This window comes from Blautia difficilis (assembly GCF_014297245.1).
Lineage (GTDB): Bacteria > Bacillota > Clostridia > Lachnospirales > Lachnospiraceae > Blautia_A > Blautia_A difficilis.
The window spans coordinates 49,169-64,990 of record NZ_JACOQG010000019.1 but is presented as its reverse complement, the minus strand read 5'-3'; the positions used below and the strand labels follow the sequence as shown (position 1 = coordinate 64,990).

Here is a 15,822-nt window from a genome sequence, read left to right as displayed (position 1 = left end):
TCATCCTGAGCCAGGATCAAACTCTCTGATAAAGTGTTTGATTACTCAAGACAACCAACTAGCTATCTCTCGTTTTACTGTTTTTGGTTTATTCAACCGTTCTCAAATAATGAAGTTCGTTTCTTGCGAACCGAACCGCATTCGCATCTTTCGATGCTCATGTGTAAAGAATTTTCGAGAATCGTATGTGTTTCACTGTTTAGTTATCAAGGTTGTCTGTCTTTGCGACAGCTCGTTTACTTTATCATATCTGTTTTACTTTGTCAAGCACTTTTTTCAAGTTTTTTCAAAGTTTTTCAACTCTTTCGATTTCTCAAAAAGTTGTCCAGATACATAACTGTCAGCTCTGTTCAAGCGACTTGATTACTTTAACACAAAGGTTTTAAGTTGTCAAGCACTTTTTTTAATTTCTTTTTTCTTTCAGAAATCTATTTAAATTGTCCCAATCTGAGAAACAATTATTTCCGACAGCTCAACTAATATAACACTCCTATCCCCCACTGTCAACCCCCTTTTTTACTTTTTTTATCTTTTTTTATTTTTTATCATTCCCAGTCACTATTCTTCTTTCCACCAACCCAAAACACTACACACCCTCCCCATACCAGCCACCACTCCACAAACCCTCCAGCCGTCAGCCGCCCCCAGCCCCGAAAGGACAACGGGTGGGGAGGCTCGTGCAGGGAGCGTAGCAACTCTTAGGCCCGGGAGATCAGCGTTGCTCGCAAATGGCCGCACTGTCTGAGCGAAGCGAGTTTGCGCCATTTGCGAGCGCCTTTAGCTGATCTTCCGGGCCTTAGAGTTTCTAGCTCCCGAAACCAGTCTCCCCACCCGCTATCCTTTCGGGGCGTCCGGCGTCCGGCCCCCGGCCTCCGGCGCACCTCAATAAATCTCTTCTATCTGCTCCAACCGATCCACCCACCGTACACCATCCGGTATATCCATTCCCTCTTTCCTCCGGAACAGACAAACCTCCATCCCAAAGGCCTGTCCTCCCGCAATATCTGAAGTCAGGGAATCCCCGATCATCACCGTATCCTCCGGTAATATTATCTCCTCCCGCCCTGCATTCAGTTCTGCAAAAGCCCTCTCAAAAAACACCTTCGAAGGCTTGGATGCCCCAATCCTCTCAGAAACGAAAATATAATCAAAATACTTCTTCATCCCGGCAATCTCCAGCCTGTGCACCTGTTGCTCACCAGGACCATTACTAGCCACACAGAGAATATATTTCCCTTTCAGATATTCCAAAAGCTCATAAGCTCCATCTTCCGGAATTGCACTGTCAAAAAGCCTACCCCTGAAATATTTTTCAAAAACAGTTCCGTCAAACTCAATATCCAGATACTTGAAAATAATATTCCATCGGATTTTCTCCAGCTCCTCAAACACTAGCGTTCCCTGCTCAATCTGCCTCCACAGCTTCGTATTCTCTCTGATAAAAATATCAAACATATACGGCTCATAAGGCTTTAACCCAAAGTGCTCAAACCCTTCCTTCATTGTCTGCTTTACATAACCATCAAAGCTAAGTAAAGTATTGTCTATGTCCAAAAAAACTGCCTTCACATTACCCTCCATCCATAAAAACACATCATTAATAATGTAATCCAAAGAAATCAGAGGAAAATAACTTCACCTCTGATTCCGTTCTGTCAATCCTATATATTAATACACCTTCACAATCTCATCCAATTCTTTACGTCTAGGCCTCTTTGGCTCCTCTGCTGCCACACCCACAGCAATCACTGCCACTACCGTTTCCTCTTCCGGAATATCCAGCACCTTCCGAAGCTTCTCTCCATCCCTCAGCCCCATGATCAAAGTTCCATACCCCAGTTCTGCTGCCTTCAGAACAAAATTTTCATTCTGCAATCCCAGGTCATAGCATCCCCAGCCATTGCCCAATTCATTATCCGCAGTTTTGTCATTCTGAAAACCAGCTTTATCTTTTACAAAAGTAGTTACAACCAGTGCTGCATTTTCAGCCTTACGGGCATTTCCCTCAGGCAGACATTCCCTGCGTACTCTTTCTGTCATCTCCTCAGACAATACACAATAATATCTCCCTGTCTCCGTATTCTTCCAGGAAGGAGCCTCCTGTGCAGCTCCAATCATCTCCATCAGTTCTTCTTTTGTGACCTTTTTGTCTGCTGCATATTTTCGAACACTTCTTCTTACTTCCATCAATTTCTGAAATTCCATCATCCAGTTCCTCCTGTTGTATTTTGAGGTCAAGCGGATAAAATCATCCGCTTCGCTACTTACTTGATTCGGTTAAGCTGTTTTTAATATATAATAATGGGATATCCACCGTCAATATTTTCATAAATAATTGCAGCCTCTTCTTCCGGCAGATTGATACATCCATGACTTCCGTTTCCTGTCTTATAACGATTTCCTCCAAAAGCCGACTGCCAGGGCGCATCATGCAGCCCCTGCCCGTAGACAAAGGGCATCCAGTATTTTACCTTGGTATCATATCCGTATACATCGCTGGTGAGCGTAAAAGGACTTGCTTTATAGGCAATGGGCCAGGCTCCCGTATAGGTATGCCTCTCCTCTGTAGGCGCTCCGCTGACAATATCTGTTTCCGTTACCAACCCTCCATCTTTGTACAGCCAAAGGTGCTGTGCATCCAGGCTTACTTCTATATAACTTCCCGCCAGATCATCCGTTCCGTTTCTCTGCATTCCTTTGCTGCTGTATACCGGTTCACGAACCACATCCTTACCGCTTTTCAGATCAGAAAGCAGCTGGCTTAACTCTCCGCTCTGATCGATCCTATAACCATATTCATTGTCCTCCACAGTCACATCCGTACCCATAGAAGTATGAAAGGTTCTGGGAACATAAATGGTATTGTATTTATTGGCAAGCTGTGAAATAAAGGCCCCTGCCTGCTCCTGATCGATTACGATCTTTGTGCCCTGAATACTGATCCATGAATTTACTGTTTGGGAATCCAGAGTCTCTGTCGTATTTCCAAAGGTATAGGTTATGGTAGCCTTGCGGTATTTTTTCAATTGTCCGTTTAGGCTTTTCAATTCCTTTTTCAATTCTTTTGAAGCCTTTACAGAAGGCTGCTTATATGCCTGCTGGTTCAGATCTATCTTAACTTCACCGGTGAGCAGCTTATCCTGAAACTCTGCTTCCAGCGTCTTATCCACGTAATTTCGAAGACGTTCTTCATCAATCTGTGTCCCTGCCACCTGCTTTACTATCACAAATTTCTTTTTCTTCTTGCTGTATCTGATCTCAGCATTTTGGGCTTCCGTTCTTTCTTTCTCTCCAAAATGATCTTCTGTCAGTGCAGACTGTTCTGCTGTCTCATCTTTGTTTACCTGATATTCTATTTCGTAATTTTTCCAGGAGGCCAGAAACGTCCTTGTCTGGTCACGCTGCTGTTTCAAGGCTGTAAGTGCAGACTGAAGTGTTCCCTCATCCAGAGAATATCCCAGTTCCCCTACAGTTGTCTGATATACCTGACTGCCATCCTCCCGGAAAACAACCTTTTTATCCTGAAATGCTTTCCGGATAGTCTGTCCGGCCTTCTCCACATTCTGACCTGATACATCCAGACCATATATGGTAATTTTTCTTCCCAGTGTGTCCGTATCCACTTTATGTATATAAGCCAACAAACCTCCTCCCAGGAGTAAAAATACTGCAATACAGATCCCCAGGATAACTTTTATCTTTTTCTTTCTGTTTTTTCCCTTATTATCCATTTCCCGCCCCTGTTCTTTTGTACTTTTTTAAGCCTAATAAGTTTCAGGCAGGCTGCAAAAATGTTTTACAGTCTGCCTGAAAAATTATACCAGAAAAATATATGATTTTGTAAATTTTATTTATACAAAAATATTCGCATTACCTGGAATCCTCCCGGATTGCTTTTACCAACTGATTCCCTCCCTGTTCATACCATTTGCTTACGAATTCATCAAAATAGGATATGGGGCGCTTCCCCATGATAATCTGGATAAAAGTGTTCTTCTCCAGAGTACCAAGAGTCTGAGGAATTTCCAGATTTGAAGTTTGCAGATAGATTTTCTCAGGAGTCCTGTAATCTGATTTCACCAGAAGACCTACTGCAGAAATGCGGGATTTGTAAGCTGCCCAGTCCTCCACTGTCACATTCTGTCCCTCTATATAATTTCTGCATGCCTGATAATAGGATTTCTCAATGGCACTGAGCTTCTCTTCTTCCATATCTCCTGCAATTACCTTCTGAATATGCTCTGTCACACGATAAGTGGCTTCATTGTAATCCACATTGATCACCAACGGCCTTGCTGTGGGATCCACATTCAGAGCAAAATAACTGTTCATTTCATCTGCATCCTTCGCTTCATACCTGGTATAATCAAAAAGTACACTCAAAATCTTCATTACAATTTCAGGATGCTCATAACCTTTTCGCACCACTACATATTTGTTGTCTCTGAATGTAGAATAGGTTTCTGCCGTTTTCTGTATTTCTGCCGGAAAATAATATGGCTCCCAGTCAGAGTCCGGATCTTCTTCATACTCATCCATAAGAGGGTTATTAGGCGTCCACCACAATCCGAAAAATGCCCCGCATTTTCCGCTGACCACCAGATCCCTTAGATTATTCTGGGCCCGCAGTGCAAAATTCTCATCCAGAATTCCCCTTTCATAAAGCTGGTTCAAATATTCCAGTGCATTCTTCGTCTCTTCTGTAAGAGAACCATATACCACTTCTCCATTCTCACCCTTTTGCCATCTCTGGGGATTGGCTCCGAATTTCTGAAAAATAGGGTCAACAGAATAACTACTACTCGTAGTTCCCACCAGTGAAGTATCACATACCAGTCCGATAGAATCTTCTCCAGGTGCTGCACCCATTCTGTTTTTCTGAAAAGCTTCAATAATATCAAAAGCTTCTTCCAGAGTCTGCGGTTCTTCTAATCCCAGCTTATCCATCCAGTCCTTACGAAGCCAGAGCAGGCAGGGACCATGATCGATAACAGTCTCCGGCATTGCCATCAGCTTCCCGTCATATTTCACAGAATCCAGAAGCTCAGTTCCATAACTGGCATACATAGCTTTGATCCTGTCTGTAGTGCAGGATTCATACACCTCTGTCAGATCCTCCACCAGATCGTTTTCTACCATCTCATCCAGCATTTCCTTGTCCGAGATCACCATGACATCAGGGAGCATCCGATCTTTCACAATCACATTGACAAATTCATCATATCTGTCTTCACTTTCCATGTATGTGTTCTCATTCTGGATATTCAGCATCTTTTTCAGATAACGGGTATATTCATTATTTTCATAAGTCTGCCCTTTGGGCAGATTGGAATTATTGGCACCATTCATCTGGGCAAGAGTATAGGTCACAGTTTCAGGATATTTGCCATAAGGAGTTGTCCGGGCTTCTTCCCAGTCCCCGGACTCAGTTTTTTTCTGTTTCTCAGCCCCATCCGTTTTTTCTGCTTTCTGCTGTGTCTCCTTGGTTGCTTTATTATTACATCCGCTTTGAAGCAACGTCATTCCCAGAATCAGAATTACAAAAAGCTTTTTTCCCGCATTCTTTCCACCCTGTATCATCATGATGTTTCTCCCTTTGGAATCCGCATTTCTACTACTGTTCCCTTACCTACACTGCTGGTGATACGAATTTTATATTCCTCTCCGTAGAGCAGACAGATTCGATCATTCACATTTTTCAGTCCATAGCCTTCTGCCTGGTAAGTAACCAACGATTCTGCCACTGACTGTTCCATTCCCATTCCATTATCTTCTACCCGGAGAAGTACTGCATCCCCGGCATCCAGAAAGGACAGCTTCAGGATTTTATCTCCTTCTTCTTTTACATCCAATCCATGCTCTAATGCATTTTCCACCACTGGCTGCAGGATCAGTTTGGGGACTTTTTCAGTTTTTACCTGCGGATCAATCTTCCACTCTACTGTAAAATCATTGTCATGCATCACCAGCTGGATAGACAGATAAGCTTCTATATTACGGATACAGTTTTCTACGGTTACCATATCCTCTCCCTTACTCAGAGCTGTTCGATAAAAAGTAGATAAGGCCAGAGTTACCTTACTGATTTCCTTCTGATTACTCTTAATAGCCATCCAGTTAATAATGGAAAGGGAATTATACAGAAAATGTGGATTGATCTGTGCAGTAAGAGCTTTCAGTTCAAATTCCTTCAAAGCTATTTTGTTTTCGTAAACTTCACTGATCAGACGATCGATCTCACTCATCATCCTGCGGAAGCTTCTGATCAGAACCCCCACCTCATCCTCTGCATCGCTGGTAACCGTAACCTCTCTGCTTCCATGATTTACCTGATCCATGTTTTCCGTAAGCATTTCGATCTTGCGGGTAAACAATCTGGAAAAAGCCATACCCAGAATAAAAATGACCAATACACAGCCGGCGATCAGCGGAATCTCAGTAAGCAGCATCTGATAAACTGATTTTTCTACAGATTTTTTGGTTTTATACAGATAAAACTTCCAGCCCGTATTCTGACTGGTGCTGTTTACCGCTACATATCCCTTGCTGATCTGCTCCAGAATTTTGTCAGACTCTCTTAAATCTGCCAGATCATTATCCCGGATATTTTCATCACGATACACAATATTCTGTTTCTGATCCAGCACCATAGTCCCAGACTCTTCTGAAATAATATTTTTCAACGGTTTGAATATTTTATCGTAATCCAGAGTAATGCACAGCACTGCTGTACGCTTCTTTCCCTCGTAAATATTTCTCACTGCTGCAATCTCCGGTTTTTCCGTATTTACCAGCCACTGCACCTGCACCTCATCGTTTAGCTGGCTGCTCCACCATTCCTGTCCTATCTCATCCATAGGCACAAGGGTATATTCATGTCTCACTTTAATACTGTCTGCAAAAATCTGTATCTGATTGATAGCATCATGATAGGATTTAGGCACTGTGAGAAGAGGATCCACAATCTGGGTATACTTGGCATACGCCACATAGTTGTCCATATTCTTCTCATTGATCACCTCTTCAATATCCGGAGAATAGGTGAGATAATTGATCAGTCCTGTATATACCTCAATCTGGCTTTCAATACTCTCTCTGGTCTGTTCCAGGATGGATGAGGTATCCTCCAATTCATTATGGCGCACCAGCTTGCTCATACTGTTATGGCTGTAAAGAGCAAGTATCGTCATAGGCACCAGACTGGATATCACCAGCAGGATCGTAAGCTTATGACGGTATTTCATATCTCTAAATTTCTTTCGGATTCTCTTCATCTTCACCTGTTCCTTTCCTGTAGGACTCAGGGCTGCTTCCGTAATATTCCCGGAAGCTTCGACAAAAATAGGATACATTGGAGAATCCTACTTTTTCACTTACCTGTGCCACTTTCATATTTGTGCTGCACAGAAGCTCCTTTGCCTTCTCCATACGGAATACCCGGATAAAACGGTTCAGGTTCATTCCTGTTTCCTTTTTGAAAATAAAACTCAGATATCCTGAGGACAGATATACCTTTTCTGCCAGCATCTCCAGGCTCAGATCCTCTTCATAGTGCTGATAGATGTAATTTTTCACTGCAGCCACCTCATTTCTGGATTCACTCATGGAACGTTCCAGAAAATTTTCATATTCCCGGATATTCTCCTCAGTAACCTGAAGGATCTGCGAAATATCACTACAGTTGTACAGTCTGTCAATCTCCTTATCCAGGCGACGTTCCTCTGAAAACTGGGTTTCCTCAAACAAGGCCTGGATCACATTGGAAAATACAAATTTAATATACATAGCCGAAAACTGAGTACTGCTCTTGTATTTGTCTGTAAGGCACTGAAAATGGACTTTCAGCTGCTGAATGTCCTTTCTGCTGATGTCCTCAGAAATTCTCTGCATCAGCTGGGAATCCTGGGCAGCCTTATCCACATGACTGTACTCTTCCTCCTCATTGGAGAATATATGGTTCTCCGGATGATAGAATCTTTCCTCCATCTGCTGTTCCAGCTCTGTCATGATCTCAGGCAATGCTTCACAACCCTCAAACTTCCTGCTTACCGCCAAATGAAAGCTTCCCGGATACTGGCGCTTCATCACCGTATACAGCTGATTGGCTACCAACAGATAATCGCAGTATACATCGTTAAACAGAAACAGGGACTGTCTGGCATTCAGATTCAGATAGAAAAATATTCTCCGCAGTTCTTTGCGCATATCCTCTGCCAGATTCTCATCTGCAGTATCAAAAAAATTCTGGGAGGATTCCACCAGAATGGCACAATGCCACTGATTCCAGGTATCCAGGTTGATCATTTCTCCGGCTTTTTCCAGAATTTCTTTTTTTCCTGTGTAAATATAATTCTGGAGAAAATACTGCTGGAGAAAATCCTGTTCCTTCTGATCTCTGATCTTGCGATTTTTATTTTTCTCAATTTCGCTACGGACCTTTTCCAGTGTTTCACTGAAAATATCAGGATCCACCGGTTTTAAAACATACTCTTTCACCCCATAACGGATCGCCTCCTGGGCAAAGGAAAAATCATTATAACCACTAAAGATTACGATCTGCAGCTCCTCTTTTTCCTCTTTTGCCTTCTTTGCCAGTTCCAGGCCATCCATATGAGGCATTTTAATATCTGTCAGTAGTAGATCTATCTCCTCATTTCTCAGAATTTCCAGTGCCTGGCGCCCATTGGAAGCCTCAGAAATCTCAAACTCTCCCTCTTCCCTGGAAAGCAGAAATTTAATTCCCTCTCTCTCTATTTTTTCATCATCAACCACTAATACACGATACATAGCTTCTAACCTCCTACCCCCTTATATATACAAATAAAGATAGTTCCTGCAATTATGGAACTATCTTTATTTTCAGTCACTTATTATCCATATCAGCCTGCGTCTGATACTATTTTATCATCCTTTTACTGCACCTGCAACAACACCTTCAATAATATATTTCTGGCATACCAGGTAAACAATAACGATCGGGATAATATCGATCATAATACTTGCCATCATCGGTCCCATCTGTACATGACCGAAGCTTCCGCGGAAGTACTGTACTGCCATAGGAATGGTACGGTATTTCTTAATATCCAGTACCAGGGTCGGCAGAAGATAGTCATTCCATACCCACATCAGCTGAAGGATTGCAGTGGAGATAATAGTAGGCTTCAGGATCGGGATCAGGATCTTGAAAAATACCTGTAACGGATTACATCCATCGATCAGGGCAGCCTCTTCAATTTCCAGCGGGATTCCCTTTACAAAACCGGTGAACATAAATACTGCCAGTCCTGCACCAAATCCCAGATAAATAATACAGATATTATAAGGAGTGTTCAGTTTCAGTGTATCTGCTGTCTTTGCCAGAGTGAACATAACCATCTGGAAAGGAACTACCATACTAAATATGAACAGATAGTATAAAATCTTGGAAAGCACTCCATTTACACGGACAATATACCATGCACACATAGAGCAGCACAGCAGGATCAGTACTACTGACATAACTGAGATTACAAGGCTGTACCAGAAAGATTTCAGGAAATCCATCTGTGTTACGCTGGCTACATAGTTTGTAAATCCATTCCATATTTCACCCAGAGGAAGTTCAAATACTCCTGTAGTTGTAATGGCTGATTCCTTTTTTAAAGAGTTTAAAAGGATCAGTATAATAGGATAAATCCAGAGAAGGGACAGTATGGTTAATATAATTGTAGGAATAATACTTTTCTTTTTATTGTTTTCCATTACTGCTGCACCTCCTTAGATGATGTTGCTTTAAGCTGAATCAGGGCAATGGCTACAACCAGAATAAAGAATACAACTGCTTTTGCCTGACCGATTCCCTTCCACTGTGGTCCGCTTCGTGCATAGAATGTATCATAGATATTCAAGGCAAGGAGCTGAGACTGCTTGGCAGGATCTCCACCTGTAAGAGAAAGGTTCTGGTCGAACATTTTAAATCCATTTGTCAGTGTAAGGAAAGTACAGATTGTAACAGACGGCATGATCATCGGTAATTTAATCTTGAACAGAATCTGTCTGGATGTAGCTCCGTCAATCTGTGCCGCTTCGATAAGGTCAGGTGAAACATTATTCAGACCTGCCACATAAATGATCATCATATATCCAATCTGCTGCCAGCACAGAAGGATCAGCATACCGATAAATCCGTTCTTTGCAGACAAAGCCAGCAGCGGTTGTCCCCATTTGGATAACAGACCATTTAATAAGGTCTGCCAGATGTATCCAAGAACAATACCACCAATCAGGTTTGGCATAAAGAATACTGTTCTGAATGCATTGGTTCCCTTGAATCCTTTTGTCAGCGCCAGTGCAATGGCAAATGCCAGAACATTGATCAGAATACTGGATATAAAGGCAAATGCCACAGTCAGCCAGAACGCATGGCTGAAAGTATTGTCAAGCAATATTTTCTGATAGTTTGAAAATCCTACGAAAGTAACATCCTGCACTGTGGTAAATTTACAAAATGAAAGGTAAATTCCCCAGATAAACGGCCATAAAAATCCGATTATAAATGCAGCCAGTGTAGGCACAACGAAAATCGGCCACCACTTTTTGATTGTTTTTCCTACCATGGTAAATCTCTCCTCTTCTTCCCATTCTCTGCTTAGAATCTATAAAAGGGAGACAGGAATCTCTGCCTCCCTTTTTTTAATTCATTATTCGGAAAGTGCCTTCTCTGTTGCCCAGTTGTCAACAAACGCGCTCTTAACATCATCCCAGGAGCCAGATCCTGCTGCATATGCTGTAAGAGCAGATCCAAGAGTATTTTTCCACTCTTCAGATGGCATTGTTGTGAAGTTCCATGATACAGGTGTCAGACCAGCTTCTGTATACTCTGCATCCTGTTTTACAAATACGTTGCTTGGTGCCTCTGCTGTTTTGAAAGGAATTGTGAATCCCATATCTTCAGCCATGGATTTTGTTCCTGCTTCAGAGGTTACACACCAGTTCATGAAATCAAGTGTTGCTTTTACATCAGCTTCAGATGCATTCTTATTTACACACCAGTAATTCTCTGTACCGGTTGCAAGACCTTCGTTTGCATCATCTACACCAAAGTAGATCGGGATCATAGCCAGCTCATCATCTTTGAATGTTTTAGAAAGTTCACCATATTCCCAAGAACCATTCTGATAGAATACTGCTTCACCATTTACAAATTCATTTCTGGAGTCATCTGCTGTTTTTGCAGAAAGCTCAGAACCGTCACAGGTAGAATCTGTAATGTAAAGATCAAATACATTCTTGTAGTTATCAAGGTATGTACCTTTGATTGCATCTGTATCATCGATTCCGTCTTCTTTATACTCATAGTAGATTGGAAGGTTTGCAAGATGTGTTTTAAATCTCCAGTCAGAGGATCCGTCCATACCTGCGGAAGTAAATGCTCCCTTAATTCCCAGATCATCTTTTTTGCTCTGGATATCATCAGCAACTTTCTTTAAATCATCAAAGGATTTAATATCGTCCAGAGTATATCCTGCTTTTTCAAGTAAGGTCTTATTTACGATCAGACCATAGGATTCGATTACATATGCGATTCCGTCCACTGCATCTCCATCCTTTAAGCTGTAGGAATCAGATGTCAGCTGTGAGTAAATATCGGAATCTTTCAGATCATAGCAGTAATCTTTCCAGTTTTTCAAACCAACCGGTCCGTTTACCTGGAATAAAGTAGGTGCATCACTCTTTGCCATTTCTGACTGAAGTGTTGTCTCATACTGTCCGGAAGCTGCTGTAACAACAGTTACCTCTGTACCAGTTTCCTCTGTGTATTCTTTTGCCAGGTTCTGCCAATCTTCATCCTGCTCTGGTTTGAAGTTTAAGTAATAAACCTTTCCGGCGTCATCAGCCATTGCCGGTACTGCCGGGATCATAGTTGCTGCCATAAGTACTGCCATTCCCATTGCTGTTACTTTCTTCATCTTCATAATCGTTTTCTCTCCTTTTCCTATGATGTTTTCTGTTTCTTAACTTGAGTATATTGTAAATTTTTCAGCAGGATTTCGCCATGATAAAAAATCAAGAAACATGATAAATTTTTCAGATATTGATTTTTTTATATATACATTTTTTTATATCAAAAAAGGAATAAAAAAACAGACCCCGGCAGGTCAATCCTGTCAGAGTCTGTTCTCTCTTTTATGCGTTTATGTCTCAGGCTTTGTCTACTGATCCGAATAATTCCATTTTTTCTTTAACAGTAGCTTTGATTGCCTCGAAACCAGGAGCAAGAAGCTTACGTGGGTCATATCCTTTGCCCTGCTGATCTTTGCCCTCTTCGATATATTTACGTGTAGCTGCAGCGAAGGAAAGCTGGCATTCTGTATTAACATTGATCTTGGATACACCAAGGTCGATTGCTTTCTTGATCATGTCTGCCGGGATACCTGTACCGCCGTGAAGTACCAGTGGCATATCTCCTGTCAGTTTCTGGATAGCATCCAGAGTCTCAAAGCTTAAGCCTTTCCAGTTAGCCGGATATTTTCCATGGATATTACCGATACCAGCTGCAAGGAAGTCAATACCAAGGTCTGCGATCATCTTGCATTCCTCAGGATCTGCACACTCGCCCATTCCTACAACACCGTCTTCTTCACCACCGATGGATCCAACTTCTGCTTCCAGAGACATTCCGTGTTCAGCAACGATCTTAACCAGTTCTTTAGTTTTTGCAACGTTCTCTTCGATCGGATAATGAGATCCGTCGAACATGATGGATGAGAATCCTGCTTCTACGCATTTTAAACATCCTTCATAGCTGCCGTGGTCAAGATGAAGAGCTACAGGAACTGTGATATTCAGTTCTTCCAGCATTCCGTTAACCATACCAACAACTGTTTTATAACCAGTCATATATTTGCCTGCTCCCTCAGATACACCAAGAATTACAGGAGAGTTCAGTTCCTGAGCTGTTAAAAGGATTGCTTTTGTCCACTCAAGATTGTTGATGTTAAACTGTCCAACTGCATAATGACCAGCTTTTGCTTTTTTCAGCATTTCTGTTGCACTTACTAACATGATAAATTCCTCCTAATCTGTAACTGCCTTCTGATGCTACAGCTACGATAATCATCTCTTACATATGAAAAATATCCTGATTTATCTCAATAAATTATATTTTCCACATCCAGATAACTGTATATTACCAGATTTCAACAAATTCGTCTAGCGTTTTGCCAAAAAAATGACAACCAAAATCCCCAACCAATCCCTTATAAATTTATACAAAAAAGCACTTGCAATTTTCCAGAATATCCGCTATAATAACAAGCGGTTTAAGGATGGATTCCCGAGTGGCCAAAGGGGGCAGACTGTAAATCTGTTAGCAACGCTTTCGAAGGTTCGAATCCTTCTCCATCCATAAAAGGTTCAGGCAAGCGCCTGAACCTTTTTTCTTTCTAACAATTCTGATTTTTATGCCAGAGGACCATAACTCCTGTGCCCGGCATTAACACTCGCAGTATGCCTGCAGATGCCACAAATTCCTCCTCCTGTTCCGTAAAATTATCTTTATCGGAAACCATAATCCTCTGAAGCTTCACATCCCCCAGCCGGCTGATTCCAGCCTGCCACAATGGAATTTCCACTTCTCTGTCTTCCTGACGGTTATTGATGATCACGATAATCTGTTCCTCTCGTGAAAATCTGGCATAGGCAAGCCCCTGATAATCATTCCACAAAAATGCCAGGGAACCTGTCTTTAATATTTCATACTTTCTGTGGATCCGGATCATCGCTTTGTGAAAGTCAATCATCTGATAATCCTCACGCCCCCATGGATAAGAACGTCTGTTATCCGGATCTGTAAACCCGCAAAGCCCTGCTTCATCCCCATAATAGACAGTAGGAGCACCCGGCCAGGTCATCTGTATAGCAACTGCTTCACGCATCACAGCAGTATTTACTCCTTCGGAGGCCGCCTCAGCTCCTGCGTAAGAAATCCTTCCTACTCTGTGATTGGTCCTGGTCAGGAATCTGGAATGATCATGATTGGATAATTCGTTCATTGCGATCTGAAGTGCCGACATATGCAATGCGCGCATATGTGTTTTCATAGCACCGATAAACGCATCACTATTTCCATAAAGATCCTCTCTGTACTCATCACTATGCTTCTCCATGCCTGTCAGGAACCAGGTCAAAGGTTCCATAAAAGCATCATAGTTCATAACAGTATCCCATTCATCTCCCTTAAGCCATCCCTCCGGATTTCCATAATGTTCTGCCAGAATAATGGCATTGGGATTGGCTTCCTTTACCGCTTTCCGGAAATCTTTCCAGAACTGATGGTTAAATTCATTGCTGTGCCCCAGATCTGCTGCTACATCCAGTCTCCATCCATCTACATTGTAAGGTGCAGAAACCCATTTCTGTCCTACATGCAAAATATAGTCATAAAGCTCCCTGGAGCCTTCATAATTTAATTTGGGCAGGGTATCATGTGCCCACCATCCATCATAAGTAGGATTATACGGCCACTTGTCAGGATCGTTAAAGGAGAAAAAGTTCCGATAAGGGCTGTCTGCGCTGACATAAGCTCCCTTAGGATATCCCTCCTGTTTTTCATAAATCCGCTCTCTGTCCATCCACTTGTTAAAGGATCCACAATGATTAAATACACCATCCAGAATAATCTTCATTCCTCTTCTGTGTATCTCCGCTGTTAATTTTGCAAAAAGTTCATTACTTGCTTCCAGATTCTTTTTATTTGTCACACGTTTGATATATTTCCATGCATGTGAATTATCTCTGTCATCACCACAGAGAACCCCTTCCTCACAGTCTTCCACAATCCGTCCATAATGTGGATCCACATAATCATAATCCTGACAATCATACTTATGATTACTTGGCGAAACAAAAATAGGATTCAGATAGATCACTTCTACTCCCAGATCCTGAAGATAATCCAGCTTATTCATAATTCCCTGAAGATCACCGCCATAAAATTCCCTGACCCCCATTACAGCCGGAATCTTGCTCCAGCTCTCTACCTGTGAGCTAAGTTCTCCAATATAGGCATATTCTCCGGTCACAACATCGTTCGTTGGATCACCATTGAGAAAACGATCCACATAAATCTGATACATGACCGCCCCTTTTGCCCATTTCGGTGTATCAAATCCAGGATAAATTTCAAAGTCCAATCGCTCCTCACGTTCCATGGAAACTCCCAGATTATTGTAATAGCAGGTTACAGATCCATATCTGATCTCAAAATAATAGCGAAAAATATCCTCTCCTACTGTGATCTGTACTGTATAATAATCAAAACCACCTTCAGTCTCACTATATTCCATCTGTTTACGCAGATTACCGCTTACCAGATAAACAGAATCCACATTGTTTCTCTGGGTCCGAAATTTAATGGTTACTGTATCTCCTGCTTTTGGTTCTGATGGACTTCTGTAATATTCTGTTCCATCTGAAAAAAGTGCCTCTTTATTAAAAACAGGGCGCATGTTTAAGATATACTGCATTTTTCTCCTGATATCTTTCTTTTCATGTTCCATGTCTGCCTGCTCCTCTCTTTTACCATTACATCCGACAGTTTCCTTCCCATCGCACATAATATTTTTTAATATTATCATAAGAATTATCTGCATTTTTATCCTGCAGAAATGTCCACACTGCGGACACTTACTATATTCTATATGAAAATCTCCCCAATGACAATAATCGGATTGCTATAAAAATGACTTTTATTCAGTTATTCTGCCCAAACCCAGGATCATGGTTCAAGTTTTTCACCAACGAAAAAAAGACAGCGGGATAAAGCTGTCTTTTTTGGAG

General features: G+C 41.8%; 11 protein-coding genes and 1 tRNA gene. 1 reads left to right on the top strand and 11 read right to left on the bottom strand.

From position 1 onward, the window contains the following. Positions 1-882 precede the first annotated feature (882 nt). From H8Z82_RS11710 to fba, 10 genes are all read right to left on the bottom strand, one after another. Positions 883-1,569, bottom strand: a complete 687-nt coding sequence (locus tag H8Z82_RS11710) for an HAD family hydrolase (RefSeq protein ID WP_186995220.1) — start codon at positions 1,567-1,569, stop codon at positions 883-885. A gap of 99 nt (positions 1,570-1,668) precedes the next feature. Then, positions 1,669-2,205, bottom strand: a complete 537-nt coding sequence (locus H8Z82_RS11705) for a nitroreductase family protein (RefSeq protein WP_186995225.1) — start codon at positions 2,203-2,205, stop codon at positions 1,669-1,671. Between the two features lie 83 nt (positions 2,206-2,288). After that, positions 2,289-3,641, bottom strand: coding sequence for a L,D-transpeptidase family protein (locus H8Z82_RS11700; RefSeq protein ID WP_243176462.1), 1,353 nt, complete (start codon positions 3,639-3,641; stop codon positions 2,289-2,291). Between the two features lie 229 nt (positions 3,642-3,870). Beyond that, positions 3,871-5,583 (bottom strand): extracellular solute-binding protein, encoded by a 1,713-nt coding sequence (locus H8Z82_RS11695; protein WP_186995218.1) that lies wholly within the window; start codon positions 5,581-5,583, stop codon positions 3,871-3,873. After that, on the bottom strand, positions 5,580-7,352 hold the full coding sequence (locus H8Z82_RS11690; RefSeq protein ID WP_243176461.1) for a cache domain-containing sensor histidine kinase: 1,773 nt from the start codon (positions 7,350-7,352) through the stop codon (positions 5,580-5,582). The genes H8Z82_RS11695 and H8Z82_RS11690 overlap by 4 nt, the downstream gene beginning before the upstream one ends. Continuing rightward, positions 7,249-8,787 (bottom strand): response regulator transcription factor, encoded by a 1,539-nt coding sequence (locus H8Z82_RS11685; protein ID WP_186995217.1) that lies wholly within the window; start codon positions 8,785-8,787, stop codon positions 7,249-7,251. The genes H8Z82_RS11690 and H8Z82_RS11685 overlap by 104 nt, the downstream gene beginning before the upstream one ends. A gap of 117 nt (positions 8,788-8,904) precedes the next feature. Beyond that, positions 8,905-9,744, bottom strand: a complete 840-nt coding sequence (locus H8Z82_RS11680) for a carbohydrate ABC transporter permease (RefSeq protein ID WP_118511254.1) — start codon at positions 9,742-9,744, stop codon at positions 8,905-8,907. Further along, positions 9,744-10,598: a carbohydrate ABC transporter permease gene (locus H8Z82_RS11675; RefSeq protein WP_019160913.1), complete on the bottom strand. Its 855-nt coding sequence runs from the start codon at positions 10,596-10,598 to the stop codon at positions 9,744-9,746. The genes H8Z82_RS11680 and H8Z82_RS11675 overlap by 1 nt, the downstream gene beginning before the upstream one ends. Positions 10,599-10,682: 84 nt before the next feature. Then, entirely contained in the window at positions 10,683-11,957 is a 1,275-nt protein-coding gene (locus tag H8Z82_RS11670; RefSeq protein WP_186995216.1) for an ABC transporter substrate-binding protein, read from the bottom strand. A gap of 226 nt (positions 11,958-12,183) precedes the next feature. After that, complete coding sequence (fba, locus tag H8Z82_RS11665; protein WP_186995215.1) at positions 12,184-13,047, bottom strand: class II fructose-1,6-bisphosphate aldolase; 864 nt, start codon at positions 13,045-13,047, stop codon at positions 12,184-12,186. Positions 13,048-13,308: 261 nt separating this feature from the next. Here fba and H8Z82_RS11660 point away from each other — a divergent pair. Then, positions 13,309-13,390 (top strand) — tRNA-Tyr (locus tag H8Z82_RS11660). Between the two features lie 37 nt (positions 13,391-13,427). Here the strand turns inward: H8Z82_RS11660 and H8Z82_RS11655 are convergent. After that, positions 13,428-15,542, bottom strand: a complete 2,115-nt coding sequence (locus tag H8Z82_RS11655; RefSeq protein ID WP_186995223.1) for a glycoside hydrolase family 13 protein — start codon at positions 15,540-15,542, stop codon at positions 13,428-13,430. Positions 15,543-15,822 lie beyond the last annotated feature (280 nt).

Excerpts from the sequence above, each read along its gene's own strand:
- fba (WP_186995215.1), bottom strand. The coding sequence starts at position 13,047 with ATGTTAGTAAGTGCAACAGAAATGCTGAAAAAAGCAAAAGCTGGTCAT.
- H8Z82_RS11675 (WP_019160913.1), bottom strand. The coding sequence starts at position 10,598 with ATGGTAGGAAAAACAATCAAAAAGTGGTGGCCGATTTTCGTTGTGCCT.
- H8Z82_RS11685 (WP_186995217.1), bottom strand. The coding sequence starts at position 8,787 with ATGTATCGTGTATTAGTGGTTGATGATGAAAAAATAGAGAGAGAGGGA.
- H8Z82_RS11690 (WP_243176461.1), bottom strand. The coding sequence starts at position 7,352 with ATGTATCCTATTTTTGTCGAAGCTTCCGGGAATATTACGGAAGCAGCC.
- H8Z82_RS11695 (WP_186995218.1), bottom strand. The coding sequence starts at position 5,583 with ATGATGATACAGGGTGGAAAGAATGCGGGAAAAAAGCTTTTTGTAATT.
- H8Z82_RS11705 (WP_186995225.1), bottom strand. The coding sequence starts at position 2,205 with ATGGAATTTCAGAAATTGATGGAAGTAAGAAGAAGTGTTCGAAAATAT.
- H8Z82_RS11655 (WP_186995223.1), bottom strand. The coding sequence starts at position 15,542 with ATGGAACATGAAAAGAAAGATATCAGGAGAAAAATGCAGTATATCTTA.
- H8Z82_RS11670 (WP_186995216.1), bottom strand. The coding sequence starts at position 11,957 with ATGAAGATGAAGAAAGTAACAGCAATGGGAATGGCAGTACTTATGGCA.
- H8Z82_RS11680 (WP_118511254.1), bottom strand. The coding sequence starts at position 9,744 with ATGGAAAACAATAAAAAGAAAAGTATTATTCCTACAATTATATTAACC.